This window comes from Mycobacterium sp. 2-64 (assembly GCF_035918375.1).
In the GTDB taxonomy this organism is placed as follows: Bacteria; Actinomycetota; Actinomycetes; order Mycobacteriales; family Mycobacteriaceae; genus Mycobacterium; species Mycobacterium intracellulare.
On record NZ_CP142361.1, the window covers coordinates 1,705,597 to 1,732,016 of the forward strand.

The following is a 26,420-nucleotide window of genomic DNA, read 5'->3' on the forward strand; positions in this document are numbered from 1 at the left end:
GACACCGATCCGCCCGGCACGCCTTAAGGTGGGCGCCGTGGCCGAGATCGCGCCGCTGCGCGTGCAACTGATCGCCAAGACCGAGTTCTTGGCGCCCCCGGACGTCCCGTGGAGCACCGACGCCGACGGCGGCCCCGCGCTGGTCGAGTTCGCCGGCCGGGCCTGCTACCAGAGCTGGTCGAAACCCAACCCCAAGACCGCGACCAACGCCGGCTACATCAAGCACATCATCGACGTCGGACACTTTTCGGTGCTCGAGCACGCGAGCGTGTCGTTCTACATCACCGGCCTGTCGCGCTCGTGCACCCACGAGCTGATCCGGCACCGGCACTTCTCCTACTCGCAGCTGTCGCAGCGCTACGTCCCCGAGACGGACTCGCACGTTGTCGTGCCGCCCGGCATGGAAGACGACCCCGAACTGCGGCAGATCCTGGCCGCGGCCGCCGACGCCAGCCGCGCCACCTACACCGAGTTGCTGGCCAAGCTGGAGGAGAAGTTCGCCGACCAGCCCAACGCCGTCTTGCGGCGCAAGCAGGCGCGCCAGGCCGCCCGCGCGGTGCTGCCCAACGCCACCGAAACCCGCATCGTCGTCACCGGCAACTACCGGGCGTGGCGCCACTTCATCGCCATGCGCGCCAGCGAGCACGCCGACGTGGAGATCCGGCGGCTTGCCATCGAATGCCTGCGTCAACTGGCGGGCGCGGCGCCGGCGGTGTTCGCCGACTTCGAGATCTCCGCCCTGGCCGACGGGACCGAGGTCGCGACCAGCCCGTTGGCGACCGAAGCCTGACCGACCATCGGGGACGCTTCAAAGACGCCGTCGTCGCTTCTAGGCGGGCGCTTATCGGCCACCCGCCCGGGTGTGACTCCTGCGGCGGCTGAGCCGGCGTGCGTCGCGGCAACGCGCGCTCGTGCGGGTGCGAAATTGCTTGCCGGCGCCAGGTAACCTGAACACCGTGAGCACGGCCGGATTCGACGCCCCAGCGCGGTTGGGAACCGTGCTGACCGCGATGGTCACACCGTTTCGCCCGGACGGCTCCCTTGACACCGCCACCGCCGCCCACCTGGCCAACCACCTGATCGACGCGGGGTGTGACGGGCTGGTGGTCTCCGGCACCACCGGCGAATCGCCGACCACCACCGACGACGAGAAGCGGGAGCTGCTGCGCGTCGTGCTGGAGGCGGTGGGCGACCGCGCCCGCGTCATCGCCGGCGCGGGCACCTACGACACCGCGCACAGCGTCCGGCTGGCCAAGGCCTGCGCGGCCGAAGGCGCGCACGGGCTGCTGGTGGTCACGCCGTACTACTCGAAACCGCCCCAGAGCGGGCTGATCGCGCATTTCACCACCGTCGCCGACGCGACCGAATTGCCGGTGGTGCTCTACGACATCCCGCCCCGGTCGGTGATCCCGATCCAGCCCGAGACCATCCGCGCACTCTCGGCGCACCCGAACATCGTCGGGATCAAGGACGCCAAGGCCGACCTGCACAGCGGCGGCCAGATCATCACCGAGACCGGCCTGGCCTACTACTCCGGCGACGACGCGCTGAACCTGCCGTGGCTGGCCATGGGCGCCACCGGCTTCATCAGCGTGATCTCCCACGTGGCGGCCAATCAACTTCGGGAAATGTTGTCCGCCTTCAACTCCGGGGATATCGCCACCGCCCGCAAGATCAACTCCACCGTCGCCCCGCTGTGCGACGCGATGGCGCGCCTGGGCGGCGTGACCTTGTCCAAGGCCGGCCTGCGCCTGCAGGGCATCGACGTCGGCGATCCCCGGCTGCCCCAAATGCCCGCTACGCCAGAGCAAATCGACGCCTTGGCCGCCGATATGCGCGCGGCGTCGGTGCTCAGGTGACCCAAGGAGCGTCCGAGAAGTGGATGTAGACCTCGCCCCGCCAGGCCCATTGGCCACTGGAGGGTTGCGGGTCACCGCGCTGGGCGGCATCAGCGAAATCGGCCGCAACATGACGGTTTTCGAACACCTGGGCCGGCTGTTGATCATCGACTGCGGGGTGATGTTCCCCACCCACGACGAGCCCGGGGTCGACCTGATCCTCCCGGATCTGCGCCATATCGAGGACCGGCTCGACGACATCGAGGCGCTGGTGCTCACCCACGCCCACGAGGACCACATCGGCGGCATTCCGTTCCTGCTCAAGCTGCGCCCCGACATCCCGGTCGTCGGTTCGAGATTCACCCTCGCGCTGGTCGCCGCGAAGTGCCGTGAGCACCGCCTCAAGCCGGTGTTCGTCGAGGTGGCCGAGGGCCAGAAGAGCACCCACGGCGTGTTCGAATGCCAATACTTCGCCGTCAACCACTCCATCCCCGACGCGCTGGCGATCGCCGTGCACACCGGCGCGGGAACGGTTCTGCACACCGGCGACATCAAGCTCGACCAGCTTCCGCTGGACGGCCGGCCGACCGACCTGCCCGGCATGTCCCGCCTCGGTGACGCCGGGGTGGACCTGTTCCTGTGCGATTCGACCAACGCCGAGCACCCCGGCGTCGGGCCGTCGGAAAGCGAGGTCGGTCCGACGCTGCACCGCCTGATCCGCGGCGCCGAGGGCCGCGTCATCGTCGCGTGCTTCGCCTCCAACGTGGACCGGGTCCAGCAAATCATCGACGCCGCAGTGGCATTGGGCCGCCGGGTGTCGTTCGTCGGCCGCTCCATGGTGCGCAACATGGGCATCGCCCGAGAGCTCGGCTTCCTGCGGGTGGCCGATTCCGACGTGATCGACATCGGCGCCGCCGAGATGATGCCGCCCGAGCGGGTCGTGCTGATCACCACCGGCACCCAGGGCGAGCCGATGTCGGCGCTGTCGCGCATGTCGCGCGGCGAGCACCGCAGCATCACGCTGACCGCGGGTGACCTCGTGGTGCTGGCGTCGTCGCTGATCCCGGGCAACGAGGAGGCCGTCTACGGCGTCATCGACGAACTCGCCAAGATCGGGGCCCGCGTCGTCACCAACGCCCAAGCGCGCGTTCACGTTTCGGGCCACGCCTACGCCGGCGAACTGTTGTTCCTGTACAACGGGATCCGGCCACGCCACGTCATGCCCGTGCACGGGACGTGGCGGATGCTGCGCGCCAACTCCAAGCTGGCGGCCCGCACCGGCGTGCCGGAGGAGTCGATCCTGCTCGCCGAGAACGGGGTCAGCGTCGACCTGGTCGCCGGCAAGGCCGCGATCGCCGGGGCGGTGCCCGTCGGCAAGATGTTCGTCGACGGCCTGATCAACGGCGACGTCGGCGACATCACGCTGGGCGAAAGGCTCATCCTCTCATCGGGTTTCGTGGCGGTGACCGTCGTGGTCGCCCGCGGCACCGGACGTCCGGTGGTCCCACCGCAGCTGCATTCGCGCGGCTTCTCCGAGGACCCCAAGGCGCTTGAGCCCGCCGTGCGCAGGGTCGAGGCGGAGCTGGAAGCGCTGGCGGCCGAGAACATCACCGACCCGAGCCGCATCGCCCAGGGCGTCCGGCGCACCGTCGGCAAGTGGGTGGGCGAAACCTACCGCCGCCAGCCGATGATCGTGCCGACCGTCATCGAGGTCTGACCAGTTAGATCTTCTCCGCGTAGGCCGACCACTCCAGTTGCGACGCCTTGAGTTTGCGACCCGTCGGAGCGACGTAGCGCTCGGCGAGCTCGTCGGGGCCGGCCTGCTCCACCAGCCGCCACCCGTACTCGCCGACGAACGCGGCGGCGTCGTCGGGTTGCAGGCCGAAATGCCACAGCTGCCGGCGCTGGCGGACGTTGCGGTACAGCGTGCGGGTGCCATACCGATTCGTGCCGTCGATGAAATCCCTACGGACGTAGGTGAACACCAAACGGCTGCCGGGTGCGGCCGCGCGCAGCCCCTCCAGCGTGCGGCGAACCGTGGCCTCGGTCAGGTATTGGGTGACGCCCTCGCAGATGAAGAAGACCCGGTAGTCGGTGCGATAACCGTGCTCGGCCAGCGCGGTGAGCAGGTCGTCGTGCTCGAGGTTCAGCGCCACCAGCCGAACCGACAGCGGCGGCTCACCCAGCACCCGGCGGACCGTCTTGAACTTGCGGGCGATGTTGACCGGCAGGTCGACCTCGAACACCGGGATGCGGACCCGACGCGTCAGCAGATAGGCGCGGGTGTCCAGCCCCGCCCCCAGGATGACTACGGCGTCGATGTCGTCGAGCGACTCGGTGAGCTTGTCGGCGATAAATCGCTTGCGGCAGGCCAGATTCGCCCACAATCCTGGGCCGGTGAACTCCGAGCCGCGGATCATCAGGCGACGAACTGGCGCGAACCGCGTCGCGCCGACCAGCCACCGCAGCGGGGTGGGCAAGAACAGCTCGGCGAAATCGTCGTCCACCAGGCGGCGCCCGGGCGGCTCGTTCTGCTCGACGGCGGCCAACACCATGGGGCCGAACGCCGTCTGCGCTACCGGATTTCGAGCCATGGCCGCTACTTGTTCAGGAAGCCCGCGTCGACCGGCAACGTGACCCCCGTGATGTAGCGGGCCTGATCCGACACCAGCCAGGCCACCGCGTTGGCGACGTCCTCGACGTCCAGCACCTCCACCGGCATGGCGTTGCCCATGGCGCCGGGTGTGTCGGTCGCGGCGGCCATCTTGGCCAGCCACTCGCGGGTGAACTCGTTGTTGATCATCGGTGTCTCGACACCGGACGGATGAATGGAGTTGACCCGGATCATCTGCCCGGCAAGCAGATTCGCGTAAACCCGCATCAACCCGACGACCCCGTGCTTGGCGGCGGCGTAGCCCACCGAACCGGCGTCCGGGCTGCCGACGCCGGCCAGCCCGGCGCTCGAGCTGATCAGCACGATCGATCCGCCGGTGCCCTGCTTGACCATCGTGGGTATCGCGGCCTTGATCGTGTGGTACACGCCGGTGAGGTTGACGTCGATGACGTCGTGCCAGCCGTCGTCACCGGACTGCATGGGAGCGATCCCCGCGTTGGCCACCACGATGTCAAGGCGGCCGAACACGTCGAGCCCCGCTTGCAGTGCCGCCGACAGGGATTCGCGGTCGCGGACGTCGCCACGGGAGGCCACGATGCGCGCGCCGGTGTCCTCCACGAGCTTCACGGTGGCCGCCAGGTCCTCCGGCGTGGCCAGCGAGTAGGGGACGCTGGCGATCTGGTCGCACAGATCGACGGCGATGATGTCGGCGCCGTCGGCAGCCAGTCGCACGGCGTGTGCGCGCCCCTGGCCGCGCGCCGCGCCGGTGATGAACGCGACCTTGCCTTTGAGCGGGCCTTCCGACGACGGGGCCATCAGGGGCGCAACTGTCCTTTGGCCGGGTCGCCCGCCGAGATCGTCTGCAACATCTTGATGTCGGGGGCGCCGTCGAGGTGTTCGCCGGCCGCGCTGAACATCTTGCCGATCGCCGGGGCGGTGCTGTGCGCCTTGAGCGCCTCCTCGTCGGCCCACTGCTCGATGAAGACGAAGGTCTCGCCCGAGTGATGCAGCGAGTACAGCTGACAGCCCGGCTCGTCGTGCACCTCTTCGACCGCGCGGGTGAGGATGTCGCGAACGGTGTCGACCGATTCCGGTTTGACGGTCATGGTGGCGACGACGACAACGGGCATTGATGGCCTCCTGGGCGCTCCGGGACGGGTGACGAGCACGACTTCGCTCACCGAAATGTCACCCTACTCACGCGGCCGGGGAGCCGACCCGCCACATGCCGCACAAGCCGGGCGGTTACCAGTGTGGCGGGTGGTGTAGATGATGCCGTTGCGACTACCCTTGCCGTCATGCCCAGTAAGACCGCCGCCCGCTCCGCAAGCCGAACGAGCAGGTCAAAGGCCCCTTCGCGCGCGGGCGGATCCCGCGGCGCGCGACCAGCGGCGCCCCGCAGGAAGCCCAGCAAGCCCGCCCGCCGCCGGAATCGCTCACCGCTGGTCGGAATCGGGCTGACCTGTGGTCGCGCCCTGCGCGCCACCTGGTTGATGGCCGCGCGGGGGACCGGCGGCGCGGCCCGGTCGATCGGGCGGGCCCGCGACATCGACCCCGGCCACCGCCGCGACGGCATCGCGCTGCTGTTGCTGGGCTTTTCCGTGGTGGTCGCCGCGAGCTCGTGGTTCCACGCCGCCGGGCCGGTCGGGGCGTGGATCGACACCCTGGTGCGGACCTTCATCGGCGCCGGCGTGCTGGCACTGCCCGTCGTCACCGCCGCGGTGGGGGTGACCCTGATGCGGACGGAGCCCGACCCCGAGGTGCGGCCCCGGCTGATCCTGGGCGCCAGCCTGATCACCCTGTCGGTGCTCGGCCTGCGTCACCTGTGGTCGGGCTCGCCGGGCGACCCGGAGGCGCGCCGGCGCGCGGCGGGATTCATCGGCTTCGCCATCGGCGGGCCGCTCGCGGACGGGCTCACCCCGTGGATCGCGGCGCCGCTGCTGTTCATCGGCTTCATGTTCGGGCTGTTGCTGTTGACGGGCACCACGATCCGCGAGGTGCCCGTGGTGATGCGCAACCTGTTCCACACGCGGTTCGTCGACGAGGACTACGACGACGAGCCCTACGACTACGCCGACGAGTTCGACGACGCCGAACCCGACGATTACCCCGACGACGCCTCGAGCGAGCCGGCGCCGTGGTCGCCGGACGATGACGCCCAGGCCGCGCTGCAGGACGACATCCCCACGGTTCCCGAACCGGCGTTGCAACCCGGCTCAGAGCCCGGCGCGGCGCGGGGCCGCAAGCGCGGACGGTCGGCGGACAAGCAGGACACCATTGAGCTGGACCGGGTCGTCGAGGGCCCCTACGTGCTGCCGTCGCTGAGCCTGCTGGTGGCCGGGGACCCGCCCAAGAAGCGCAGCGCCGCCAACACCGTCATGGCCGACGCCATCACCGAGGTGCTGACCCAGTTCAAGGTCGACGCGGCGGTCACCGGCTGCACCCGCGGACCGACCGTCACCCGCTACGAGGTCGAGCTGGGCCCGGGCGTGAAGGTCGAGAAGATCACCGCCCTGCAGAAGAACATCGCGTATGCGGTGGCCACCGAAAGCGTGCGCATGCTGGCGCCCATCCCCGGCAAGTCCGCCGTCGGTATCGAGGTGCCCAACACCGACCGCGAAATGGTGCGGCTGGCCGACGTGCTCACCGCGCCGTCGACGCGGCGCGACCATCACCCGCTGGTGATCGGGCTGGGCAAGGACATCGAGGGCGACTTCATCTCGGCGAACCTGGCCAAGATGCCGCACCTGCTGGTCGCCGGCTCCACCGGATCCGGTAAGTCCAGCTTCGTCAACTCGATGCTGATCTCGCTGCTGGCCCGGGCCACCCCGGAAGAGGTCAGGATGATCCTGATCGACCCGAAGATGGTGGAACTCACGCCGTACGAGGGCATTCCGCACCTGATCACCCCGATCATCACCCAGCCCAAGAAGGCGGCGGCGGCGCTGGCATGGCTGGTCGAGGAGATGGAGCAGCGCTACCAGGACATGCAGGCGTCGCGGGTGCGCCACATCGACGACTTCAACGAGAAGGTCCGCTCCGGCGCCATCACCGCGCCGCTGGGCAGCCAGCGCGAATACCGGCCCTACCCGTACGTGGTCGCGATCGTCGACGAGCTGGCCGACCTGATGATGACCGCGCCCCGCGACGTCGAGGACGCCATCGTGCGGATCACCCAAAAGGCCCGGGCCGCAGGCATTCACCTGGTGCTGGCCACCCAGCGCCCGTCGGTGGACGTGGTCACCGGGCTGATCAAGACCAACGTGCCGTCACGGCTGGCGTTCGCCACGTCGTCGCTCACCGATTCCCGGGTGATCCTGGACCAGGCCGGAGCGGAGAAGCTGATCGGCATGGGCGACGGCCTGTTCCTGCCGATGGGCGCGGGCAAGCCGATCCGGTTGCAGGGCGCCTTCATCACCGACGAGGAGATCCAGGCCGTCGTCACCGCCTGCAAGGACCAGGCCGAACCCGAGTACACCGAGGGCGTCACCGCCGCCAAGCCCACCGGGGAACGCACCGACGTCGACCCGGACATCGGCGACGACATGGACGTGTTCCTGCAGGCCGTCGAGCTGGTGGTGTCCAGCCAGTTCGGCTCCACCTCGATGCTGCAGCGCAAGCTGCGCGTCGGCTTCGCCAAGGCCGGCCGGCTGATGGACCTGATGGAGACCCGCGGCATCGTCGGGCCGTCGGAGGGGTCCAAGGCGCGCGAGGTGCTGATCAAGCCCGACGAGCTGGCCGGGACGCTGGCGTTGATCCGGGGCGGCGCCGACGCCGACGGCGGCGACCCCGACCCCGACTAGCGCGAGCGTGGAATTCCGGCCGGTTAGAGCACCAACAGCATCCGGGAGTTGCCGAGGATGTTGGGCTTGACGTAGCTCAGGTCCAGGAACTCGGCCACACCGATGTCGTAGGAGCGGCACATCTCCTCGAACACCTCGGCGGTGACGGGCGTGCCCTCGATCTCGGTGAACCCGTGCCGCGCGAAGAACTCCGTCTCGAACGTCAGCACGAACAGCCGCTTGAGCGCCAACTCGCGGGCGACCTCGAGCAGCCGGTCGACGATCGCGTGGCCGATGCCGTGGCCGGTCATCGCCGGGTTCACCGCGACGGTCCGCACCTCGCCGAGGTCGGCCCACAGCACGTGCAGCGCGCCGCAACCGACGACGCGGCCCTCGTGCTCGGCCACCCAGAACTCCTGAACGGCCTCGTAGAGCGTCACGAGGTTCTTTTCGAGCAGGATCTTGCCCGCGTAGGTGTCGACCAGTTGCTTGATGGCGGGAACGTCGGACGTTCGCGCTCGCCGCACCAGCGGCCGGTAGCCCTGTGGACTTGTGCTCACGGCTAACAGTATCGGCATCGGGAACGGCGACGCTGGTCAACGGTTATTCTGTTGCCGTGTCGGGGCAGCCGCAGACCGGTCCGGTGGTAGGCCGCGCGAACATCGCCAACCTCGCCAACACGCTGACCCTGCTGCGGCTGGTGCTGGTCCCGGTCTTTCTGCTCGCCCTGTTCGCCGGTGACGGCCAGGAGCCCGGCTTCCGGGTGGTGGCGTTCCTGATCTTCGCGGTGGCGTGCATCACCGATCGCCTGGACGGCCTGCTGGCCCGCAACTACGGCATGGCAACCGAATTCGGCGCGTTCGTCGACCCGATCGCGGACAAGACCCTGGTGGGATCGGCGCTGATCGGCCTGTCGATGCTCGGGGAGCTGCCGTGGTGGGTCACCGTGGTGATCCTGGTTCGCGAATTCGGGGTCACCGTGCTGCGGCTGGCCGTGATCCGCCGCGGCGTCATCCCGGCCAGCTGGGGCGGCAAGCTCAAGACCGTCGTTCAGGTGTTGGCCATCGGATTGTTCGTCCTGCCGCTGGGGGGACCGTTCCGGGTGGCCGCCGCGGTGGTGATGGGCGCGGCGATCGTGCTGACGGTGATCACCGGGATCGACTACGTGGTCTCGACCGTTCGGGAACTGCGCCGCACGAACGGCTGATTCTTTGGCCGCCGAGCGGGAACCAGACCGCCGCTGACGGCGTTCACCTAATGAGCACCTGCCGGAGCCAAACTGGCGACGTGCCGCGCAGGGCCGACTGGACGAAGGAGGGCGGGATGCCGCCATTGGTGCGCGAGGTGATCGGCGATGTGCTGCGCGAGGCCCGCACGACACAGGGCCGCACGCTGCGTGAGGTGTCCGATTCGGCGCGAGTGAGCCTCGGGTATCTGTCCGAGGTCGAGCGCGGCCGCAAGGAGCCGTCCAGCGAGCTGCTCAATGCGATCTGCGACGCGCTGGACGTCCCGTTGTCGTCGGTTCTCACCGACGCCGGTGAGCGGATGGCCGGCCAGGAAAGGGCCCACGAGCGGGCCCCCGTCGAAGCGCCCGTCGGCGTGCCTGCCGACGCGGCCGCGGGCAGCAGCATCGACGTCAGCACCAAGGTCGTCATTCCGCCTGTGGCGTCGCTGGCGCTGGCCTGAGCGCCGGTCGGCCGATGCCGCGCAAGGGGTGGGGCGATCGGCGCCGACCCACTAAATTGAGCGTCAGGCGCGCGGCCCGTCAGGGTCGATCCGGAACCATCCGGCCCCTCAGGAAGCGAAGGTGGAGCTAACTCATGGCCAATCCGTTCGTCAAGGCGTGGAAGTACCTCACGGCGCTGTTCAACGCGAAGATCGACGAGCACGCAGACCCCAAGGTGCAGATCCAGCAGGCCATCGAGGAGGCGCAACGCACGCACCAGGCGCTGACCCAGCAGGCCGCGCAGGTCATCGGCAACCAGCGGCAACTCGAGATGCGGCTCAACCGTCAGCTGGCGGACGTGGAAAAACTTCAGGTCAACGTGCGTCAGGCCCTGACGCTGGCCGACCAGGCCACCGCCGCCGGGGACGCCGCCAAGGCCACCGAATACAACAACGCCGCGGAGGCGTTCGCCGCCCAGCTGGTCACCGCCGAGCAAAGCGTCGAAGACCTCAAAACGCTGCACGATCAGGCGCTGAACGCGGCCGGACAGGCCAAGAAGGCGGTCGAACAGAACGCCATGGTGCTGCAGCAGAAGATCGCCGAGCGCACCAAGCTGCTCAGCCAGCTCGAGCAGGCCAAGATGCAGGAACAGGTCAGCGCCTCGCTGCAGTCGATGAGCGACCTGGCCGCCCCGGGCAACGTCCCCAGCCTCGACGAGGTGCGCGACAAGATCGAGCGCCGCTACGCCAACGCGATCGGGGCCGCCGAGCTGGCGCAGGGCTCGGTGCAGGGCCGGATGCTCGAGGTCGAGCAGGCCGGCGTGCAGATGGCCGGCCATTCCCGCCTCGAGCAGATCCGCGCCTCCATGCGCGGCGAGGCGCTGCCGACCGGGGGGACGCCCGCGGCGGGGACCACGCCCGCCACTCCGGCGTCGGCGGAGAGCGCCGGCGGTGCGGTCAGCGAGAAGCCACTTGGCCAGTAGTCCGGTCTCATGGCGGTGAACGCGCCGCGGCCCCGCCTGTGGCGCGCGCTGCTGCACCGCGGATTGGCCACCGCCGCCGACGTTTCCGACCTGGTGGCCCGCAAGATCAGCGCGGCCGCGGATCCGCGCGCACGCCAGCTGCGCCGTCGCCGCCGCGCGCTGCGGTGGGGCCTGATCTTCGCCGCCGGGTGCGCGTTTTGGGCGGTGGTGACGATCTTGCTCGCGGCCTGGGGATGGTTCGCGTTGCTGCTGGAGATCACCGGCGGGGTCGCGGTCGTCATGGCCATTCCGGCCACCTTGGTGCTGCTGCGCTACCGCTGGCTGCGGTCCGAGCCGCTGCCGGTGCCCCGGACCACGACCGCGCGCCGGCTGCCGCCGCCGGGTTCGGCGGCGCGCCCCGCCATGTACGCGCTGGGCGCCTCCGAACGCGGATTCTTCTCGCTGGTGGCCGTGCTGGAGCGGGGCGCGATGTTGCCGACGGCCGAGATCCGCGACCTGACCGCGGCCGCCACCAAGACCTCGGCGGCCATGGCGTCCACGGCCGCGCAGGTGGTGTCGATGGAGCGGGCGGCGCAGGCCAGCGAACAGTCGCGGTCGTATCTGGTGCCCACCATCAACGCGTTCACCGCGCAACTGAGCGCCGGCGTTCGCCAATACAACGAAATGGTCACCGCCGCAGCGCAATTGGTGTCCTCGGCCAACGGTGACGGGCTCACCGAGTCGCAGCGCTACCGCGCGGAGCTGGCCGGGGCGACCGACCGCCTACTCGGTTGGGCGCAGGCGTTCGACGAACTCGGCGGACTGCGCGGCGCCGGCTAGTCTTCCGGGCGCAGCGGGTCGTCACCGTAGGGCTAATCTTCCGGGCGCGGGCCGTAGCGCTCGATGTACGACTGGTGCATGCGGGCGTCGCGCTTGCGGGCCAGCTCGTCGACCAACTCGGGATCCAGATCGTGCACGGCCAGCATGTGGCGCCGCCACACCTTGTTCAGCGCGTGCGAAAAGTACACGAACGGAATGAGAATCGGCAGCGTCATGCTCAGATGCACGTCGAGCGTCGTCGGGATCAACCAGAACGGCGCCAGCACCACCACCGCCGGCACCGCCACGCGGCGCATCATCCGCGCGCTCGCGCCCTTGCCGGCCAGGTCGTTGCGCACCCAGTCGCGCATCGAGTCCGGTAGCCGGCCACCGCAGCAATAGCGGACGAACTGCCAGAAATTCGGCCGCGTGCGCGCGGCGTCCCGGTTCATCGTCGTGCCCCGCTCAGAACGCCGCTTTCAGCGACGGCACCACCAGCGCCGCCAGGCCGCGCGCGGTGGCCTTGAGCATGTCGAAAAAGTCAAAGTAGTCCCGCCACAGCGTGATTCGCCCGTTGTGCACCTCGAACACGCCGCACACCCAGAACTGCAGCCGCAGGGGGCCGAAGATCAGCGCGTCGGTGCGTTCGGTGAGCACCGCGCCGCCGTCGGCCGCGATGCGGTGGATCTTCACCTCGAAGGCCGCGCGGCCCTCCATCTGGCGAAACAGCTTCATGGCCCTGGCGCGGCCATGGATGGTGGGCAGGCCGACGTTTTCGTAGACGAGGTCGTCGGCCAAAGCGGCATCGGCGGCCTCGTAATCGGCGTCCTGCAGCGCGTTCAGGAATCCCTCGACCGTGCGGGTGTTCGCCACGGTTGTCCCAGTCAGCTCGGTCATCTTGCCAGCGTAGGCGAGCGTGGCGGCCGTGCGCTGTGGCAGGGTGAACCCGATGCGTGTCGCCGTGGTCGCCGGGCCCGATCCCGGGCATTCGTTCCCGGCGATCGCGCTGTGCCGGCGGTTTGCCGAGGCGGGCGACGAGCCCACGCTGTTCACCGGCGCCGAATGGATCGACACCGCCCGCGGCGCCGGCATCGACGCCGTCGCGCTGGACGGGCTGGTGGCCACCGACGACGACGTCGACGCCGGGGCCAGGATCCACCGGCGCGCCGCGCGGATGGCCGTGCTCAATGTGCCCGCGCTGCGCGACCTGGCGCCCGACCTGGTGGTCTCCGACGTCATCACCGCGGGCGGCGGGATGGCCGCCGAGCTGTTGGGGATCCCGTGGATCGAGCTCAATCCGCATCCGCTGTACCTGCCGTCGAAGGGCCTGCCCCCGATCGGCAGCGGGCTGGCGCCGGGAACGGGCATCCGCGGCCGGCTGCGCGACGCCGCGATGCGCGCACTCACCGCGCGCTCCTGGCGGGCGGGCCTGCGGCAGCGCGCGGCGGTGCGCACCGAGATCGGCTTGCCGGCCGCCGACCCCGGGCCGCTGCGGAGGCTGATCGCCACGCTGCCCGCGTGCGAGGTGCCCCGCCCGGACTGGCCGCCGGAGGCGGTGCTGGTGGGCCCGCTGCACTTCGAGCCGACCGACCGGGCGCTGGACATCCCCGCGGGGTCCGGGCCCGTCGTCGTGGTCGCGCCGTCGACCGCGTCGACCGGCACCGAAGGCCTGGCCGAGGTGGCGCTGGCCTGCCTGATACCGGGGGACACCCTGCCGCCGGGGGCGCGGGTGGTGGTCTCGCGGCTGGGCGGGGCGGAGCTGACGGTGCCGCCGTGGGCGGTGGCCGGGCTGGGCAGCCAGGCCGAGTTGCTGACGCACGCCGACGTGGTGATCTGCGGCGGCGGGCACGGCATGGTGGCCAAGACGCTGCTGGCGGGGGTGCCGCTGGTCGCGGTGCCCGGCGGCGGCGACCAGTGGGAGATCGCCAACCGGGTCGTCCGCCAGGGCAGCGCGCGGCTGGTTCGTCCGCTGAGCGCCGACGCGCTGGTGGCCGCGGTCAACGACGTGCTGGCAGTGCCGGGCTACCGGGCCGCGGCGCGGCGGGCCGCCGCCGGCATCGCCGACGTCGCCGACCCGGTCGCGGTGTGCCACGACGCGCTGACGGTGGCCGGATGATCCGCCCCGCACCGCCTTATGCTTCGGCGGGAGGCACGCAATGAGGATGATCACGGCGGTAACGGCCGGCGCCCTGCTGGCGGGGCCGGTGGTCGGGGCGGGCGTCGCGCGCGCCGACAGCCCCGAGGAGCAGCAGGCCTGTCAGTTGATGGACGATCCCGCCGCCGCCGAGCAGGGACTCACGCCGGCCGAATACGCCTTCATGCGACTGCGCGCCACGATGTCGGCGCAACACGCCCGCGACACCATGTCCCTCGCGGTCCAGGAGGACTGCCCGAATCACATCATCGACCTGCCGGCCAGCTGGCGGTGACCGGCGTTGCGCCCGGGTGTCCGATCCATGCCCGCTGGGTATGTTCACTGGCGTGCGGCTAACGGAGTTTCACGAGCGGGTGGTGCTGCGCTTCGGTTCCACCTACGGGTCATCGGTTTTGGTCGATCACGTGCTGACCGGTTTCGACGGCCGGACGGCCGCCCAGGCCATCGAGGAGGGCATCGAGCCCCGCGACGTCTGGCGGGCGTTGTGCGTCGACTTCGACGTGCCCCACGAGCAGTGGTGACTCGCGCGCGTTATTCGTATGCCGGATAAGGGTTTTGCCGCAGCACCGTGGCCAGGTGCACGGCATTGCGGGTCGCGTTGGCGGTGGCGGACGCGACCGCGTCCGGGACGTCGTCGAGGTCGGTGTAGTCCGTGCCCTGCATCGCCTCGCCGTTCCAGTAGGTGCAGCCCTGCGCGGCGATCGAGAACCCGATGTCGTTGAGCGCCTGAAAGAGGTCGGCCACGATCTTGTGCGCGCCGTCCTCGTTGCCGACGACCGCGGCCAGGGCCACCTTGCCCACCATTGCCGGCCGTCCCGCGTCGTCGGTGTCGGACAGCTCGGCATCCAGGCGCTCCAGGACGCGCTGCGCGACGCTGGACATGTGCCCGACCCAGGTGGGCGTCGACACGATGACGATGTCGGCCGCCTTGATCTTGGTCAGCACCGCCGGCCACTCGTCGCCCGGCCCCATGTCGGCCTCGACACCCGGCAGCAGCGCCAGGTCCACGCACCGCACCTTCTCGCCCTGGACGCCTGCGCCGCGCAGCTGATCGAGCAACTGGTCGGCGAGCAGGTCGCTGCTGGACGGCGCGGGGCTCTTCTTCAACGAGCAGACCAGCGCGAGGGCGCGCAGGGACGGTGCTGAGGTCGGGGCCATGGTGGGCCACATACCCCGGCGCGGCGGCACCAAACGGCGCCCGGCCCTACCGCGGCGTCCGGTGCAGCACGCAGTCGCCGCACAACGAGCCGTCGGGCAGGCGATAGAACAGGCAGCAGCTGCGGCGCCGGAAGCCCAGCCGCGGGCCGGTGATCACGCCGGATCCGGCCAGCACGCCGGTGTCCAGCAGGGACCGGGTGGTCTCGGCGATCGCGCGGCGCAGGTCGGGCCGCGCCGTCAGCAGCGCCCGCGCGGCGCCCACCAGCGCGGAGGCGATGTTGCCCGCGAGCAGCGCCGGCGCCAGCTTGACCCGCAGGCCGGCGGCGAGCGGGCGCATGTGCTCGCTCACCACGGCGCGATACAGCGCGTCCGGTGAATCGGCGGGCATCCCGACGGGTCGGGGCAGTCGTAGCTGCGCGCCGTCGTCAGCGCGTTGCAGGTCGTCGAGCCGGGGGAGGACGCGGTGGCCGATCGCGCACGCGAGCACCGGCGACCACAGCCGGGTGGCGTGGCCGAGGTGAACCAGCGAGGCGCCGATCCGCAGGTCGGTCGTGCGGTAGCGCCGGGCGGTGGCGTCGATCAGGTCGGCGCAGCCGTCGGCGTAGGACTGGGTGACCGGATGCCATCCCGCCGCGTCGCCGCCGACGGTCAGGGCGAAAAAGCCTCCATAGGAAGCCGTTTCGGCCAGCTCGGTGGAGATGTCCATCGCGTCGCGCCCGCCTCTTGAGGAAATCCGCCGCGAAGCCCCGTCGACGCCTTTCGGTGGCCGATGTTGCCACACGCGATGGCGATGAACGGCGTGTCAGACTTGAATCGAACACCTGTTCGGCTAGTGTGGGGAGCGTTCGGCCAGTCAACTTGTCGGTGGGCTTCTCTAGTGTCACCGCCAACCGACCGATACCGGTCAGACGAACACCGACTATAGGAGAGACACCATGGCGCAAGCCCCCGATCGCGAGAAGGCTCTCGAACTGGCGATGGCCCAGATCGAAAAGAGCTACGGCAAAGGCTCGGTAATGCGTCTCGGCGACGAGATGCGCCAGCCGATCTCGGTCATCCCGACCGGATCCATCGCACTGGACGTGGCCCTGGGCATCGGCGGCCTGCCCCGCGGCCGGGTCGTGGAGATCTACGGCCCGGAATCCTCGGGTAAGACCACCGTCGCCCTGCACGCCGTGGCCAACGCCCAGGCCGCCGGCGGCGTCGCGGCCTTCATCGACGCCGAGCACGCCCTGGACCCGGAGTACGCCAAGAAGCTCGGCGTGGACACCGATTCCCTGCTGGTCAGCCAGCCCGACACGGGGGAGCAGGCCCTCGAGATCGCCGACATGCTGATCCGCTCCGGCGCCCTGGACATCCTGGTCATCGACTCGGTGGCGGCGCTGGTGCCGCGCGCGGAGCTCGAAGGCGAGATGGGGGACAGCCACGTCGGCCTGCAGGCCCGGCTGATGAGCCAGGCGCTGCGGAAAATGACTGGCGCGCTGAACAATTCGGGCACCACCGCGATCTTCATCAACCAGCTGCGCGAGAAGATCGGCGTGATGTTCGGCAGCCCCGAGACCACCACGGGCGGAAAGGCGCTGAAGTTCTACGCCTCGGTGCGCATGGACGTTCGCCGGATCGAGACCCTCAAGGACGGCACCAACGCGGTGGGTAACCGCACCCGGGTCAAGATCGTCAAGAACAAGGTGTCGCCGCCGTTCAAGCAGGCCGAGTTCGACATCCTCTACGGCCGGGGCATCAGCCGGGAAGGCTCGCTGATCGACATGGGGGTGGATCAGGGCTTCATCCGCAAGTCCGGTTCCTGGTTCACCTATGAGGGCGAGCAGCTCGGCCAGGGCAAGGAGAACGCCCGCACCTTCTTGATGGAGAACGACGAAGTGGCCAACGAGATCGAGAAGAAGATCAAGGAAAAGCTCGGCATTGGCGCGGTCGTGACCGATGACTTGTCCGATGACAGCGTCCTGCCCGCCCCCGTCGATTTCTGATCCCTCTCGCGAGGAGCAGGCGCGGGCGCTGTGCCTGCGCCTGCTCACCGCGAGAGCGCGCACCCGGGCCGAGCTGCGCGGCCGGCTGGCCAAGCGGGGCTATCCCGACGACGTCAGCGAGCGGGTGCTCGACCGGTTGGCCTCCGTCGGCCTGATCGATGACACCGACTTCGCCCAGCAGTGGGTGCGGTCCCGCCGCGCGCACGCCGGAAAGAGCAAGCGCGCCTTGGCCGCCGAGTTGCACACCAAGGGCGTCGACAACGAGGTGATCACCACCGTGCTGGCCGGCATCGACGCCGGCGCCGAGCGGGACCGGGCCGAACAGCTGGTCCGGTCCAAGCTGCGCCGCGAGACGCTCAGCGACGACGACGCGCGGGTGACGCGGCGGCTGGTGGGGATGCTGGCGCGCCGCGGCTACAGCCAGAACCTGGCGTGCGAGGTGGTGTTCGCCGAGCTGGCCGCCGAGCGGGAGCGCCGCCGCGTCTAGGCGGTGACGTGCGGTTTCACCCGCGCCGACCGCCCGCCGTACCATGGCCCCGTGACTTCGACGGTGCGAGAGGCGGTGGCGCGGGGCGCCGCACCGGCGCGCACCTACCAGGTCCGCACCTACGGCTGCCAGATGAACGTCCACGATTCCGAGCGGTTGGCGGGCCTGCTGGAGGCGGCCGGATACCAGCGGGCGGCCGAGGACGCCGACGCCGATGTGGTGGTGTTCAACACCTGCGCGGTCCGCGAGAACGCCGACAACAAGCTCTACGGCAACCTCAGCCACCTGGCCCCGCGCAAGCGCGACGATCCCGAGATGCAGATCGCGGTCGGGGGCTGCCTGGCGCAAAAGGACCGGGACGCGTTGCTGCGCAAGGCGCCGTGGGTCGATGTCGTCTTCGGCACCCACAACATCGGGTCGCTGCCCACGCTGCTCGAGCGGGCCCGGCACAACAAGGTCGCCCAGGTCGAGATCGCCGAGGCGCTGCAGGAGTTCCCGTCGTCGCTGCCCAGCGCCCGCGAATCCGCTTACGCCGCTTGGGTTTCCATCTCGGTCGGGTGCAACAACAGCTGCACGTTCTGCATCGTGCCGTCGCTGCGGGGCAAGGAGGTCGACCGCAGCCCCGACGACATCCTGGCCGAGGTCGCCTCGCTGGTGGACGACGGCGTGCTCGAGGTCACGCTGCTGGGCCAGAACGTCAACGCCTACGGGGTGTCCTTCGCCGATCCCGCGCTGCCGCGCGACCGCGGCGCCTTCGCCCGCCTGCTGCGCGCCTGCGGCGAGATCGATGGGCTGGAGCGGGTGCGGTTCACCTCGCCGCACCCAGCCGAATTCACCGACGACGTCATCGAGGCCATGGCGCAGACGCCGAACGTGTGCCCCGCCCTGCACATGCCGCTGCAATCCGGGTCCGACCGGGTGCTGCGCGCGATGCGGCGCTCGTATCGCGCCGAGCGCTACCTCGGCATCATCGACCGCGTCCGGGCGGCGATGCCGCACGCCGCCATCACCACCGATCTGATCGTCGGGTTCCCGGGTGAGACCGAGGAGGATTTCGCCGCCACGCTGGAGGTCGTGCGCCGGGCCCGGTTCTCGGCCGCCTTCACCTTCCAGTACTCCAAGCGGCCCGGCACCCCCGCCGCCGACCTCGACGGTCAGCTACCGAAAGCCGTTGTGCAGGAACGCTATGAGCGGCTGGTCGCGCTGCAGGAGGAGATCTCGCTGCAGGGCAACCAGGCCCTGGTCGGCCAAACCGTCGAACTGCTCGTCGCCACCGGCGAGGGGCGCAAGGACACCGCCACCGCCCGGATGAGCGGGCGGGCGCGCGACGGCCGGCTGGTTCACTTCGCCGTCGGCGACGCGGCCCGCGGGTCCGCCGACACCCGGCCGCGCCCCGGCGACGTCATCACCACGGTGATCACCGGGGCCGCACCCCACCACCTCATCGCCGACGCGGGCATCCTGACCCATCGCCGCACCCGGGCGGGTGACGCGCACGCCGCCGGGCGGCGCCCGCGCGGCATCGGCCTGGGCATGCCCGCCGTCGGTCCGCCCGCCGGCCCGGCCCAACCCCTGGGATGTGCACGATGAAAAAAGACGACACACAACTTGGCGCCCTGCGCACCGAGATCGAGGCCGCCGAACGCCGGGTGGCGCGCGGGATCGACCCCGGCCCGCGGGGGTTCTTCGTGTCGATCCTGGTGTTCGTGCTGCTCGGGTCGTTCATCCTGCCGCACACCGGCGATGTGCGCGGCTGGGACGTGCTGTTCGGGAGCCACGGCGCCGGCGCGGCCGCGGTCGCGCTGCCGTCGCGGGTGTTCGCCTGGCTGGCGCTGGTCTTCGGCGTGGGCTTTTCGATGCTGGCGCTGGTGACCCGGCGCTGGGCGCTGGCCTGGGTTGCGCTCGCCGGCTCGGCGATCGCGGGCGCGGCGGGCATGCTGGCGATCTGGTCGCGTCAGACCGTGGCCGCGGGGCACCCGGGGCCGGGGTGGGGCCTGATCGTCGCCTGGATCACCGTGCTGCTGCTCATCTACCACTGGGCGCGCGTGGTGTGGCAGCGCACCATCGTGCAGCTCGCCGCCGAGGAGCAGCGCCGCCGCGCCGCCTCCCAGCAGCAGTCGACCTCGTTGCTGGACGACCTGGACCGCCCGCGCGACGATCCCGCAAGCGGTACCGGATCGGGCGGCGCCCGCTAGGACTTGCGGCTCAGGGCCTCCACGGCCGCCTGCGCCCACTGCCGCCACTGTTCGGCGTTGGCTTTGGCCTCTTCGGCCTCTTTGGCCCGGCCCGCCGCCGCGGCCTTCTGGGCCTGCTGTTCGTATTGCTCGGCGCGCGCCTGGAATTGCTCGGCCCGGGCCTGCGCCTGGGGATCCGACCAATCCGCCTCGCCGGCGTCGCGCACCTTCTTCTCGACCGCGCGCAGCCGGCGCTCCAGCTCGGCGGTGCGCTCCCGCGGGACCTTGCCGATCGCGTCCCACTTCTCGACGATCGAGCGCAGCGCAGCCCGGGCGGCGTCGTGGTTGCTGGTGTCCAGCTTTTCGGCCTCCGCCAGCAGCGCCTCTTTGGCCGTCGCGTTGGCGCGGAACTCCGCGTCCTTTTCCGCGGTCGCCGCGTTGCGCGCGGTGAAGAACACGTCCTGGGCGGCCTTGAAGCGCCGCCACAGCGCGTCGTCGACCTCCCGGGTCGCCCGCCCGGCCGCCTTCCATTCGGTGAGCAACTTGCGGAACTCCGCGCTGGTGGCCGTCCAGTCGGTCGAATCGGAGAGTTCCTCGGCCCGCTCGCACAGCCGCTCCTTGGCCTGGCGGATTCCCGAGCGTTCCCGGTCCAACTCGGCGAAATGGGCTCCCCGCCGCCGGTTGAAGGCCTCGCGGGCCGCCGAATAGCGCTTCCACAACGCGTCGTCCACCTTGCGGTCCAGGCCGGTGATGGTCTTCCACTCGTCGAGGATCGCGCGCAGCCGGTCGCCGGCGGCCTTCCACTGCGTCGAGGTGGCGGCCAACTCCTCGGCCTCGGCGGCCAGCGCCTCCTTGCGGGCGGTCTGGGCGGCCCGATGTTCCTCGCGCCGGGAGCGGTCCGCGGCGACGGTCGCCTCGGCGTGTTCGGCGATGCTGGCCAGCCGGGTGGCCAGGGCGTCGATATCGCCCAGCACCGCGGCCGTCGGCAGCGTCTCGGCCAGCTCGGACGCGTGCGCCTTGATCTTGCGCGCGTCCCCGGTCCCCGAGGCCAGCCGCTCCTCCATCAGCGTGACCTCGGTGGCGAGGTCGTCGAATCGCCGGCCGAAGTGGGCGAACGCCGCTTCGCGGTCACCGGCCTGCCAGGAGCCCACGATCCGCTCGCCGGCGGCGCTGATCAGCCACACCGTGCCGTCGTCGTCCACGCGCCCGAACTGGTGCGGATCGCTGGGTGGGGGCGGCACCACGACCGGGTGAGCGGCCGGCCGCGACCCCGAGCCCGCGGGCCGCGGACCGGGACGCGGCCCCGGACGTGGCACCGGCCGGGCCGATTCGTCGCGAGGCTGGTCAGCCGTCATGCGCTCGTCACTACCCTTTCGCAACCTTCCGCGCGGTTGGCGTACCGCGCGCCTGGCCGCGCGTAGCGGCACCGTCTCTTGCATCTGCGGACGTCCCACCCGGGTTTTCCCAGCAGGCGCCTAACAGTATTCAAGCAGCTTGCGCGACCACACGCCGCCACCTTGGTATTCGGGGCGGGGAACCGGGGCGGCCGCGTCGGCTCGCGCTACCTGTGATGTTCTCTTAGAGTTATCCAAGCGGTCACATAGATTGCTGAAGTAATAATCGAAGGATCGCCCGCGGCGCGGCCGGACGTGTGAAACGTCATAGATTTGTATCTGAACTGAACGCGAAATGTGCGTGTATTCGCTTGCGCCCCGGGGAAAGCTGGGTCGGACGGTCGTGAGCTCTGGGGGTCGGGGATATGTCGAAAGTTGATGTCGCAGCGTTGATTGCCTTGTGCGCGGCGCTGGCATCGGCGATCGGCGACGTGATCCGTCAGCGCTCCGCGCACGAGATCACCGACAAGCAGGTCGGGCACCTCGAACTGTTCCGCATGTCGCTGCGCGACGCGCGATGGTGGCTCGGCGGCATGGCCGCGGTCACCAATTACAGCCTGCAGGCCGCCGCCCTGGCGTGGGGCTCGGTGGTCATGGTGACGGCCCTGCAGGTGACCGCGCTGCTCTTCGCGCTCCCCATCTACGCGCGGCTCGCCCATCATCGGGTCAAGCCGCGGGAATGGATCTGGGCGCTGGTCCTGGCGGCCGGGCTGGCGGTGGTCATCATCGTCGGCGACCCGGAGTCCGGCCACCAGCGCGCGCCGCTGCAGACCTGGATCATCGTGGCCCTGGTCATGGCGCCGCTGCTGGTGGGCTGCGTGGTGGCCGCGCGAATCTGGTCCGGCAGCCCGTTCGCGGCGGTGCTGCTCGCGGTGGTGGCGGGTTCCTCGCTGGCGCTGTTCGCGGTGTTGACCAAGGGCATCGTCGAAATGTCCGAGCACGGCGTCGCGCGCGTGCTGACCTCGCCGGAGTTCGTGCCCTGGCTGCTGGTGGCGCTGGCCGGGATGATCTTCCAGCAATCGGCATTCCGCGCCGGCACGCTGACCGCGTCGCTGCCGACGATGACGGTCGCCAAGCCGGTGGTCGCGGGGCTGCTCGGAGTGCTGGTGCTGGGCGAGACGGTCAACGCCAGCGGGGCCGAGTCGTTCGTGCTGGTCGCCGCGGTGTCGGTGGTGATCGTCGCGACCATCGCGCTGGCGCGCGGCGAGGCCGCCGCCGTCGACCGGACCGAATCCGGTGGGGGCGCACCGCGAAGAAAGCGGGCCCGGGACGCATCCGCCGAAGAGAGCCTCGGTCCCTACGGCGAGTGCCTGGTGGTCGCCGACGGCCCACGCTGCTGACTGGTTCGCTGGTGGCGGCCCGATCACGTTAGTTTGGTGGCGTGCTGAGCGCCATTGCCATCGTCCCGTCGGCGCCGGTGCTTGTTCCCGAACTTGCCGGGGCGGCCGCCGCCGAGGTGGCCGATCTGGTCGCGGCGACGCTCGCGGCGGCCGCGTTGCTGCCCGAACGCTGGGTGATCATCGGGACCGGCCCCGCCGACGAGGAATTCGGTCCCGACGCCGCGGGCACGTTCGCGGGTTTCGGAGTTGACGTGCGTGTCCGGTTGTCACCGCAGGACGGCGACGAGCCCGAGCCACTTGCACTCCCGGTGTGCGCGCTGCTGGGCGGCTGGGTGCGCGGCCGGGCGCAGCCGCAGGCCAGCGCGCGGGTCCGCGTCTACCGCGGCGACCACGGCGCCACCGCGGCGCTTCGCCGGGGCCGCGAACTGCGAACCGAGATCGACCGGCTGCCCGAGCCGATCGGAGTGCTGGTCGTCGCCGACGGCGCCAACACCTTGACCCCGTCCGCCCCCGGCGGACACCACCCGGACAACGCGCCCGCGCAAGAGGCCCTGAACGACGCGCTCGCCGACGGCGACGTGGCGGCGCTGACCCGCCTGCCGCCCCAGATCCTGGGGCGGGTCGCCTTTCAGGTGCTGGCCGGCCTGGCCGAGCCGGGGCCCCGATCCGCCAAGGAGCTGTACCGGGGGGCGCCCTACGGGGTGGGCTACTTCGCCGGCGCCTGGCAGCTGTGACGGTGGCCGTGCGACCACTGGCCATCATCGGTCCCACCGGAACGGGCAAGTCGCAGCTGGCCCTCGACATCGCGGAGCGGCTGGGCGCACAGATCGTGAACGCCGACGCGATGCAGCTGTATCGGGGCATGGACATCGGCACCGCCAAGTTGGCCGTCGACGCGCGCCGCGGCATTCCGCATCACCAGCTCGACGTCCTCGACGTCACCGAGACCGCGACCGTCGCCCGCTATCAGCAAGCCGCCGCCGCGGACATCGAGGCGATCGCGGCCGCCGGCGCGGTGCCCATCATCGTGGGCGGCTCGATGCTCTACATCCAGTCGCTGCTCGACGACTGGTCGTTTCCCGCCACCGATCCCGCCGTGCGCGCACGCTGGGAGCGGCGGCTGGCCGAGGTCGGGGTGGGGGAGCTGCACGCGGAGCTGGCCCGTCGCGACCCCGCCGCGGCCGCATCGATCCTGCCCACCGACGCGCGCCGCACGGTGCGGGCCCTGGAAGTGGTGGAACTGACCGGCCGGCCGTTCGCCGCCTCCGCGCCCCGGATCGGCGCCCCGCGATGGGACACCGCCATCATCGGATTGGACTGTGACACAACGATTCTCGATGACCGGCTGGCCAAGCGGACCGACGCCATGTTCGACCAGGGCCTGGTCGGGGAGGTCACCGCGCTGCTCGAGCACGGCCTGCGCGACGGGGTCACCGCCTCGCGAGCCCTGGGCTACGCGCAGGTGATCGCGGCGCTCGACGACGGTGGCGGCCCGGATCGACTCCGCGAGGCCAGGGAGCAGACGTTCGTGGGCACCCGCCGCTACGTGCGACGGCAGCGCTCGTGGTTCCGGCGCGACCACCGGGTGCAGTGGCTCAACGCCGACGATCGCGCCGGGCTCGTCGACGGCGCGGTACGCGCGTGGCGGCACGTATCCTGAACTGGTGAAATTCGCAAAGGGCCACGGCACCCAGAACGACTTCGTGGTGCTGCCCGACCCGGCGGCCGAGCTGAGCCTGACCGGGCCCCGGGTGGCCGCCCTCTGCGACCGGCGACGCGGGCTGGGCGCCGACGGGGTGCTGAGGGTCACCACGGCCGGCGCCGCCGCCGCGGCCGGCGTGCTGGACCGGTTGCCCGACGGCGTGGCCGCCGACGACTGGTACATGGACTACCGCAACGCCGACGGGTCCATCGCCCAAATGTGCGGCAACGGCGTGCGGGTCTTCGCCCACTACCTGCGCGCGAGCGGGCTGGAGGACCGCGACGATTTCGTCGTCGGGTCGCTGGCCGGCCCCCGGCCGGTCACCGTGCATCGCGTCGACGGGACCACCGCCGACATCAGCGTCGACATGGGCAAGGCCAACACGCTCGGCCCGGGCGACGCCGTCCTGGGCGGGCGGCGGTTTTCCGGCGTGGCGATCGATGTGGGCAATCCCCACTTGGCCTGCGTCGACCCCGACCTGACCGTCGACGCGCTGGCCGCGCTGGACGTGGCCGCGCCGGTCAGTTTCGACCCCGCCCAATTCCCGGACGGGGTGAACGTCGAGATCCTCACCGCACCGGACGCCGGGGCGGTGCACATGCGCGTCCACGAGCGGGGGGTCGGCGAAACACGCTCGTGTGGCACCGGAACGGTCGCGGCCGCGGTCGCCGCGCTGGCCGGCACCGGGGCGGACACCGGCACGCTGACCGTCCGGGTGCCGGGCGGCGAGGTCGTCGTCACCATCACCGACGCCACCAGCTACCTGCGGGGGCCGTCGGTACTGGTGGCCCACGGAGAAATCAGCGAGGAATGGTGGCGCGAACAGTAGCGTTAAATCAGATGCACGCCACCGACTTTGCGTGCATCATCTCTTATTGCCTATGACACATCCCGAATTTCGCGATCACGCGGTCACGGAGCCCAGCACGGGCGAACTCGCCCTCGAGGATCGGTCGGCGCTGCGCCGCGTCGCCGGCCTGTCCACCGAGCTCGCCGACGTCACCGAGGTCGAATACCGCCAGCTTCGGCTGGAGCGGGTCGTCCTGGTGGGCGTGTGGACCGACGGCACCGCCGCCGACAGCCAGGCCAGCATGGCCGAGCTGGCCGCCCTCGCCGAAACGGCCGGCTCCCAGGTGCTCGAAGGGCTCATCCAGCGCCGCGACAAGCCCGACCCGTCGACCTACATCGGCTCGGGTAAGGCCGCCGAACTGCGCGAGGTGGTGCTGGCGACCGGCGCCGACACCGTCATCTGCGACGGTGAGCTGTCCCCGGCTCAGCTGACCGCGCTGGAGAAGGCGGTGAAGGTCAAGGTCATCGACCGCACCGCGCTGATCCTGGACATCTTCGCCCAGCACGCCACGAGCCGGGAGGGCAAGGCGCAGGTGTCGCTGGCCCAGATGGAATACATGCTGCCGCGGCTGCGCGGTTGGGGTGAGTCGATGTCGCGGCAGGCCGGTGGCCGCGCCGGCGGCAGCGGGGGAGGTGTGGGCCTGCGCGGTCCCGGTGAGACCAAGATCGAGACCGACCGGCGGCGCATCCGCGAGCGGATGGCGAAGCTGCGCCGCGAGATCAAGGACATGAAGCAGGTCCGCGACACCCAGCGCAGCCGCCGGTTGCACAGCGACGTGCCGTCGATCGCCATCGTCGGCTACACCAACGCCGGCAAGTCCAGCCTGCTCAACGCGCTGACCGGCGCCGGGGTGCTGGTGCAGGACGCGCTGTTCGCCACCCTGGAGCCCACCACGCGGCGCGCCGAGTTCGACGAAGGACGTTCGTTCGTGCTCACCGACACCGTCGGGTTCGTCCGGCACCTGCCCACCCAGCTCGTCGAGGCCTTCCGCTCCACCCTGGAGGAGGTCGTCGACGCCGACCTGCTGGTGCACGTCGTCGACGGCTCCGACGTCAACCCGCTGGCGCAGATCAATGCGGTCCGGCAGGTGGTCACCGACGTCATCGCCGACCATGACGGCGCGCCCCCGCCCGAGCTGCTGGTGGTGAACAAGGTCGACGCCGCAAGCGATTTGGCGTTGGCCAAGCTCCGCCACGCGCTGCCGGGCGCGGTGTTCGTCTCCGCGCGCACCGGCGAGGGCATCGACGCCCTGCGCCGCCGCATCGCCGAGCTGGCCGTGCCCGCCGACACGGCCGTGGACGTGGTGATCCCGTATCACCGCGGGGACCTGGTGGCCCGCCTGCACGCCGACGGACGCGTCCAGCACGAGGAGCACGACGCCGAGGGCACCCGGATCAAGGCCCGGGTCCCGGTCGCCTTGGCCGGCCGGCTGCGCGAGTTCGCCGCCCGCTGAGCCGTCGGCCGTAGCGGCCGATTCCCCAGCGCACCGCCG

The 26,420-nt window shown here is 70.7% G+C and carries 29 protein-coding genes; 20 read left to right on the forward strand and 9 right to left on the reverse strand.

The window, feature by feature from the left end:
• The first annotated feature begins 37 nt into the window (after positions 1-37).
• From thyX to QGN31_RS08305, 3 genes are all read left to right on the forward strand, one after another.
• The gene (gene thyX, locus QGN31_RS08295; RefSeq protein WP_036455230.1) at positions 38-790 is read left to right on the forward strand and encodes an FAD-dependent thymidylate synthase; all 753 of its coding nucleotides are present in this window, start codon (positions 38-40) and stop codon (positions 788-790) included.
• Between the two features lie 166 nt (positions 791-956).
• The gene (gene dapA, locus QGN31_RS08300) at positions 957-1,859 is read left to right on the forward strand and encodes a 4-hydroxy-tetrahydrodipicolinate synthase (RefSeq protein WP_014385397.1); all 903 of its coding nucleotides are present in this window, start codon (positions 957-959) and stop codon (positions 1,857-1,859) included.
• A gap of 19 nt (positions 1,860-1,878) precedes the next feature.
• Entirely contained in the window at positions 1,879-3,555 is a 1,677-nt protein-coding gene (locus tag QGN31_RS08305) for a ribonuclease J (protein ID WP_009955241.1), read from the forward strand.
• A gap of 4 nt (positions 3,556-3,559) precedes the next feature.
• Here QGN31_RS08305 and QGN31_RS08310 read toward each other — a convergent pair whose 3' ends face one another.
• From QGN31_RS08310 to QGN31_RS08320, 3 genes are read right to left on the reverse strand one after another with little or no spacing between them, the layout of a single operon-like run.
• On the reverse strand, positions 3,560-4,432 hold the full coding sequence (locus QGN31_RS08310) for an SAM-dependent methyltransferase (RefSeq protein ID WP_014385395.1): 873 nt from the start codon (positions 4,430-4,432) through the stop codon (positions 3,560-3,562).
• 5 nt (positions 4,433-4,437) lie between these two features.
• Positions 4,438-5,268 carry a mycofactocin-coupled SDR family oxidoreductase gene (locus QGN31_RS08315; RefSeq protein ID WP_008258614.1) on the reverse strand — a complete coding sequence of 277 codons (831 nt, stop codon included), beginning with the start codon at positions 5,266-5,268 and terminating at the stop codon, positions 4,438-4,440.
• Positions 5,268-5,582: a putative quinol monooxygenase gene (locus QGN31_RS08320; protein WP_008258613.1), complete on the reverse strand. Its 315-nt coding sequence runs from the start codon at positions 5,580-5,582 to the stop codon at positions 5,268-5,270. Before QGN31_RS08320 ends, QGN31_RS08315 begins: the two co-directional genes overlap by 1 nt.
• A 168-nt stretch (positions 5,583-5,750) precedes the next feature.
• On the opposite strand from QGN31_RS08320, the gene QGN31_RS08325 reads away from it, so the two are divergent.
• Positions 5,751-8,255, forward strand: coding sequence for a DNA translocase FtsK (locus QGN31_RS08325; RefSeq protein ID WP_193375511.1), 2,505 nt, complete (start codon positions 5,751-5,753; stop codon positions 8,253-8,255).
• Positions 8,256-8,278: 23 nt separating this feature from the next.
• On the opposite strand, the gene QGN31_RS08330 is transcribed toward QGN31_RS08325, so the two are convergent.
• Positions 8,279-8,812: an amino-acid N-acetyltransferase gene (locus QGN31_RS08330; protein ID WP_014385393.1), complete on the reverse strand. Its 534-nt coding sequence runs from the start codon at positions 8,810-8,812 to the stop codon at positions 8,279-8,281.
• A gap of 38 nt (positions 8,813-8,850) precedes the next feature.
• Here QGN31_RS08330 and pgsA point away from each other — a divergent pair, with 38 nt between their 5' ends.
• The 4 genes from pgsA to pspM all read left to right on the forward strand — a co-directional run bounded on the left by pgsA (position 8,851) and on the right by pspM (position 11,701).
• Positions 8,851-9,441, forward strand: a complete 591-nt coding sequence (gene pgsA, locus QGN31_RS08335) for a CDP-diacylglycerol--glycerol-3-phosphate 3-phosphatidyltransferase (RefSeq protein WP_008258610.1) — start codon at positions 8,851-8,853, stop codon at positions 9,439-9,441.
• A gap of 116 nt (positions 9,442-9,557) precedes the next feature.
• Positions 9,558-9,920 (forward strand): transcriptional regulator ClgR, encoded by a 363-nt coding sequence (clgR, locus tag QGN31_RS08340; RefSeq protein ID WP_043955157.1) that lies wholly within the window; start codon positions 9,558-9,560, stop codon positions 9,918-9,920.
• Between the two features lie 134 nt (positions 9,921-10,054).
• Complete coding sequence (gene pspA / locus QGN31_RS08345) at positions 10,055-10,882, forward strand: phage shock protein PspA (protein ID WP_014942572.1); 828 nt, start codon at positions 10,055-10,057, stop codon at positions 10,880-10,882.
• A gap of 9 nt (positions 10,883-10,891) precedes the next feature.
• Positions 10,892-11,701 (forward strand): phage shock envelope stress response protein PspM, encoded by an 810-nt coding sequence (pspM, locus tag QGN31_RS08350; RefSeq protein WP_014942571.1) that lies wholly within the window; start codon positions 10,892-10,894, stop codon positions 11,699-11,701.
• Between the two features lie 32 nt (positions 11,702-11,733).
• Here pspM and QGN31_RS08355 read toward each other — a convergent pair whose 3' ends face one another.
• Entirely contained in the window at positions 11,734-12,132 is a 399-nt protein-coding gene (locus tag QGN31_RS08355) for a DUF5313 domain-containing protein (protein WP_014942570.1), read from the reverse strand.
• Between the two features lie 13 nt (positions 12,133-12,145).
• The gene (locus QGN31_RS08360; protein WP_009956010.1) at positions 12,146-12,577 is read right to left on the reverse strand and encodes a limonene-1,2-epoxide hydrolase family protein; all 432 of its coding nucleotides are present in this window, start codon (positions 12,575-12,577) and stop codon (positions 12,146-12,148) included.
• Between the two features lie 52 nt (positions 12,578-12,629).
• On the opposite strand from QGN31_RS08360, the gene QGN31_RS08365 reads away from it, so the two are divergent.
• From QGN31_RS08365 to QGN31_RS08375, 3 genes are read left to right on the forward strand one after another with little or no spacing between them, the layout of a single operon-like run.
• A complete protein-coding gene (locus QGN31_RS08365; protein WP_043955796.1) occupies positions 12,630-13,796 on the forward strand; it encodes a glycosyltransferase in 1,167 nt (388 codons plus the stop codon).
• Positions 13,797-13,836: 40 nt separating this feature from the next.
• Entirely contained in the window at positions 13,837-14,109 is a 273-nt protein-coding gene (locus tag QGN31_RS08370; protein WP_193375510.1) for a hypothetical protein, read from the forward strand.
• A 52-nt stretch (positions 14,110-14,161) separates the two neighbouring features.
• Positions 14,162-14,356, forward strand: a complete 195-nt coding sequence (locus tag QGN31_RS08375; protein WP_407558019.1) for a DUF3046 domain-containing protein — start codon at positions 14,162-14,164, stop codon at positions 14,354-14,356.
• A gap of 10 nt (positions 14,357-14,366) precedes the next feature.
• Here the strand turns inward: QGN31_RS08375 and QGN31_RS08380 are convergent, their stop codons facing one another.
• Both QGN31_RS08380 and QGN31_RS08385 read right to left on the reverse strand, forming a co-directional pair.
• Positions 14,367-15,005: a flavodoxin family protein gene (locus QGN31_RS08380; protein WP_043955155.1), complete on the reverse strand. Its 639-nt coding sequence runs from the start codon at positions 15,003-15,005 to the stop codon at positions 14,367-14,369.
• A gap of 34 nt (positions 15,006-15,039) precedes the next feature.
• Complete coding sequence (locus QGN31_RS08385) at positions 15,040-15,699, reverse strand: (2Fe-2S)-binding protein (protein ID WP_014942566.1); 660 nt, start codon at positions 15,697-15,699, stop codon at positions 15,040-15,042.
• Between the two features lie 229 nt (positions 15,700-15,928).
• Between QGN31_RS08385 and recA the strand changes: the two genes are divergently transcribed.
• The 4 genes from recA to QGN31_RS08405 all read left to right on the forward strand — a co-directional run bounded on the left by recA (position 15,929) and on the right by QGN31_RS08405 (position 19,663).
• Positions 15,929-16,981 carry a recombinase RecA gene (gene recA / locus QGN31_RS08390; protein ID WP_008258595.1) on the forward strand — a complete coding sequence of 351 codons (1,053 nt, stop codon included), beginning with the start codon at positions 15,929-15,931 and terminating at the stop codon, positions 16,979-16,981.
• Entirely contained in the window at positions 16,947-17,468 is a 522-nt protein-coding gene (gene recX, locus QGN31_RS08395) for a recombination regulator RecX (RefSeq protein ID WP_008258586.1), read from the forward strand. The genes recA and recX overlap by 35 nt, the downstream gene beginning before the upstream one ends.
• 132 nt (positions 17,469-17,600) lie before the next feature.
• Entirely contained in the window at positions 17,601-19,058 is a 1,458-nt protein-coding gene (gene miaB / locus QGN31_RS08400; RefSeq protein ID WP_233425338.1) for a tRNA (N6-isopentenyl adenosine(37)-C2)-methylthiotransferase MiaB, read from the forward strand.
• Positions 19,046-19,663 (forward strand): Rv2732c family membrane protein, encoded by a 618-nt coding sequence (locus QGN31_RS08405; protein ID WP_014942564.1) that lies wholly within the window; start codon positions 19,046-19,048, stop codon positions 19,661-19,663. Before miaB ends, QGN31_RS08405 begins: the two co-directional genes overlap by 13 nt.
• On the opposite strand, the gene QGN31_RS08410 is transcribed toward QGN31_RS08405, so the two are convergent.
• Positions 19,660-20,997, reverse strand: coding sequence for a DUF349 domain-containing protein (locus tag QGN31_RS08410; protein ID WP_008258580.1), 1,338 nt, complete (start codon positions 20,995-20,997; stop codon positions 19,660-19,662). The two genes, QGN31_RS08405 and QGN31_RS08410, sit on opposite strands and share 4 nt — an antisense overlap.
• A 404-nt stretch (positions 20,998-21,401) precedes the next feature.
• Here QGN31_RS08410 and QGN31_RS08415 point away from each other — a divergent pair, with 404 nt between their 5' ends.
• The 5 genes from QGN31_RS08415 to hflX are packed head-to-tail and all read left to right on the forward strand — an operon-like array spanning position 21,402 to position 26,381.
• On the forward strand, positions 21,402-22,376 hold the full coding sequence (locus tag QGN31_RS08415) for a DMT family transporter (RefSeq protein WP_014380607.1): 975 nt from the start codon (positions 21,402-21,404) through the stop codon (positions 22,374-22,376).
• Positions 22,377-22,417: 41 nt separating this feature from the next.
• Complete coding sequence (locus QGN31_RS08420; protein WP_014382926.1) at positions 22,418-23,110, forward strand: hypothetical protein; 693 nt, start codon at positions 22,418-22,420, stop codon at positions 23,108-23,110.
• Positions 23,111-23,118: 8 nt separating this feature from the next.
• Positions 23,119-24,036, forward strand: a complete 918-nt coding sequence (gene miaA / locus QGN31_RS08425) for a tRNA (adenosine(37)-N6)-dimethylallyltransferase MiaA (RefSeq protein WP_009955011.1) — start codon at positions 23,119-23,121, stop codon at positions 24,034-24,036.
• Between the two features lie 4 nt (positions 24,037-24,040).
• Positions 24,041-24,907 carry a diaminopimelate epimerase gene (gene dapF / locus QGN31_RS08430; RefSeq protein WP_014942560.1) on the forward strand — a complete coding sequence of 289 codons (867 nt, stop codon included), beginning with the start codon at positions 24,041-24,043 and terminating at the stop codon, positions 24,905-24,907.
• Positions 24,908-24,959: 52 nt separating this feature from the next.
• Positions 24,960-26,381 (forward strand): GTPase HflX, encoded by a 1,422-nt coding sequence (gene hflX, locus QGN31_RS08435; protein ID WP_014380603.1) that lies wholly within the window; start codon positions 24,960-24,962, stop codon positions 26,379-26,381.
• Positions 26,382-26,420 lie beyond the last annotated feature (39 nt).

Coding starts and splice junctions, on each gene's coding strand:
- QGN31_RS08310 (WP_014385395.1), bottom strand. CDS start 4,432: ATGGCTCGAAATCCGGTAGCGCAGACGGCGTTCGGCCCCATGGTGTTG.
- QGN31_RS08315 (WP_008258614.1), bottom strand. CDS start 5,268: ATGGCCCCGTCGTCGGAAGGCCCGCTCAAAGGCAAGGTCGCGTTCATC.
- QGN31_RS08320 (WP_008258613.1), bottom strand. CDS start 5,582: ATGCCCGTTGTCGTCGTCGCCACCATGACCGTCAAACCGGAATCGGTC.
- QGN31_RS08325 (WP_193375511.1), top strand. CDS start 5,751: ATGCCCAGTAAGACCGCCGCCCGCTCCGCAAGCCGAACGAGCAGGTCA.
- QGN31_RS08330 (WP_014385393.1), bottom strand. CDS start 8,812: ATGCCGATACTGTTAGCCGTGAGCACAAGTCCACAGGGCTACCGGCCG.
- clgR (WP_043955157.1), top strand. CDS start 9,558: ATGCCGCCATTGGTGCGCGAGGTGATCGGCGATGTGCTGCGCGAGGCC.
- pspA (WP_014942572.1), top strand. CDS start 10,055: ATGGCCAATCCGTTCGTCAAGGCGTGGAAGTACCTCACGGCGCTGTTC.
- pspM (WP_014942571.1), top strand. CDS start 10,892: ATGGCGGTGAACGCGCCGCGGCCCCGCCTGTGGCGCGCGCTGCTGCAC.
- QGN31_RS08355 (WP_014942570.1), bottom strand. CDS start 12,132: ATGAACCGGGACGCCGCGCGCACGCGGCCGAATTTCTGGCAGTTCGTC.
- QGN31_RS08360 (WP_009956010.1), bottom strand. CDS start 12,577: ATGACCGAGCTGACTGGGACAACCGTGGCGAACACCCGCACGGTCGAG.
- QGN31_RS08365 (WP_043955796.1), top strand. CDS start 12,630: ATGCGTGTCGCCGTGGTCGCCGGGCCCGATCCCGGGCATTCGTTCCCG.
- QGN31_RS08370 (WP_193375510.1), top strand. CDS start 13,837: ATGAGGATGATCACGGCGGTAACGGCCGGCGCCCTGCTGGCGGGGCCG.
- QGN31_RS08380 (WP_043955155.1), bottom strand. CDS start 15,005: ATGTGGCCCACCATGGCCCCGACCTCAGCACCGTCCCTGCGCGCCCTC.
- QGN31_RS08385 (WP_014942566.1), bottom strand. CDS start 15,699: ATGGACATCTCCACCGAGCTGGCCGAAACGGCTTCCTATGGAGGCTTT.
- recA (WP_008258595.1), top strand. CDS start 15,929: ATGGCGCAAGCCCCCGATCGCGAGAAGGCTCTCGAACTGGCGATGGCC.
- recX (WP_008258586.1), top strand. CDS start 16,947: ATGACAGCGTCCTGCCCGCCCCCGTCGATTTCTGATCCCTCTCGCGAG.
- miaB (WP_233425338.1), top strand. CDS start 17,601: ATGAACGTCCACGATTCCGAGCGGTTGGCGGGCCTGCTGGAGGCGGCC.
- QGN31_RS08405 (WP_014942564.1), top strand. CDS start 19,046: ATGTGCACGATGAAAAAAGACGACACACAACTTGGCGCCCTGCGCACC.
- QGN31_RS08410 (WP_008258580.1), bottom strand. CDS start 20,997: ATGACGGCTGACCAGCCTCGCGACGAATCGGCCCGGCCGGTGCCACGT.
- QGN31_RS08415 (WP_014380607.1), top strand. CDS start 21,402: ATGTCGAAAGTTGATGTCGCAGCGTTGATTGCCTTGTGCGCGGCGCTG.
- hflX (WP_014380603.1), top strand. CDS start 24,960: ATGACACATCCCGAATTTCGCGATCACGCGGTCACGGAGCCCAGCACG.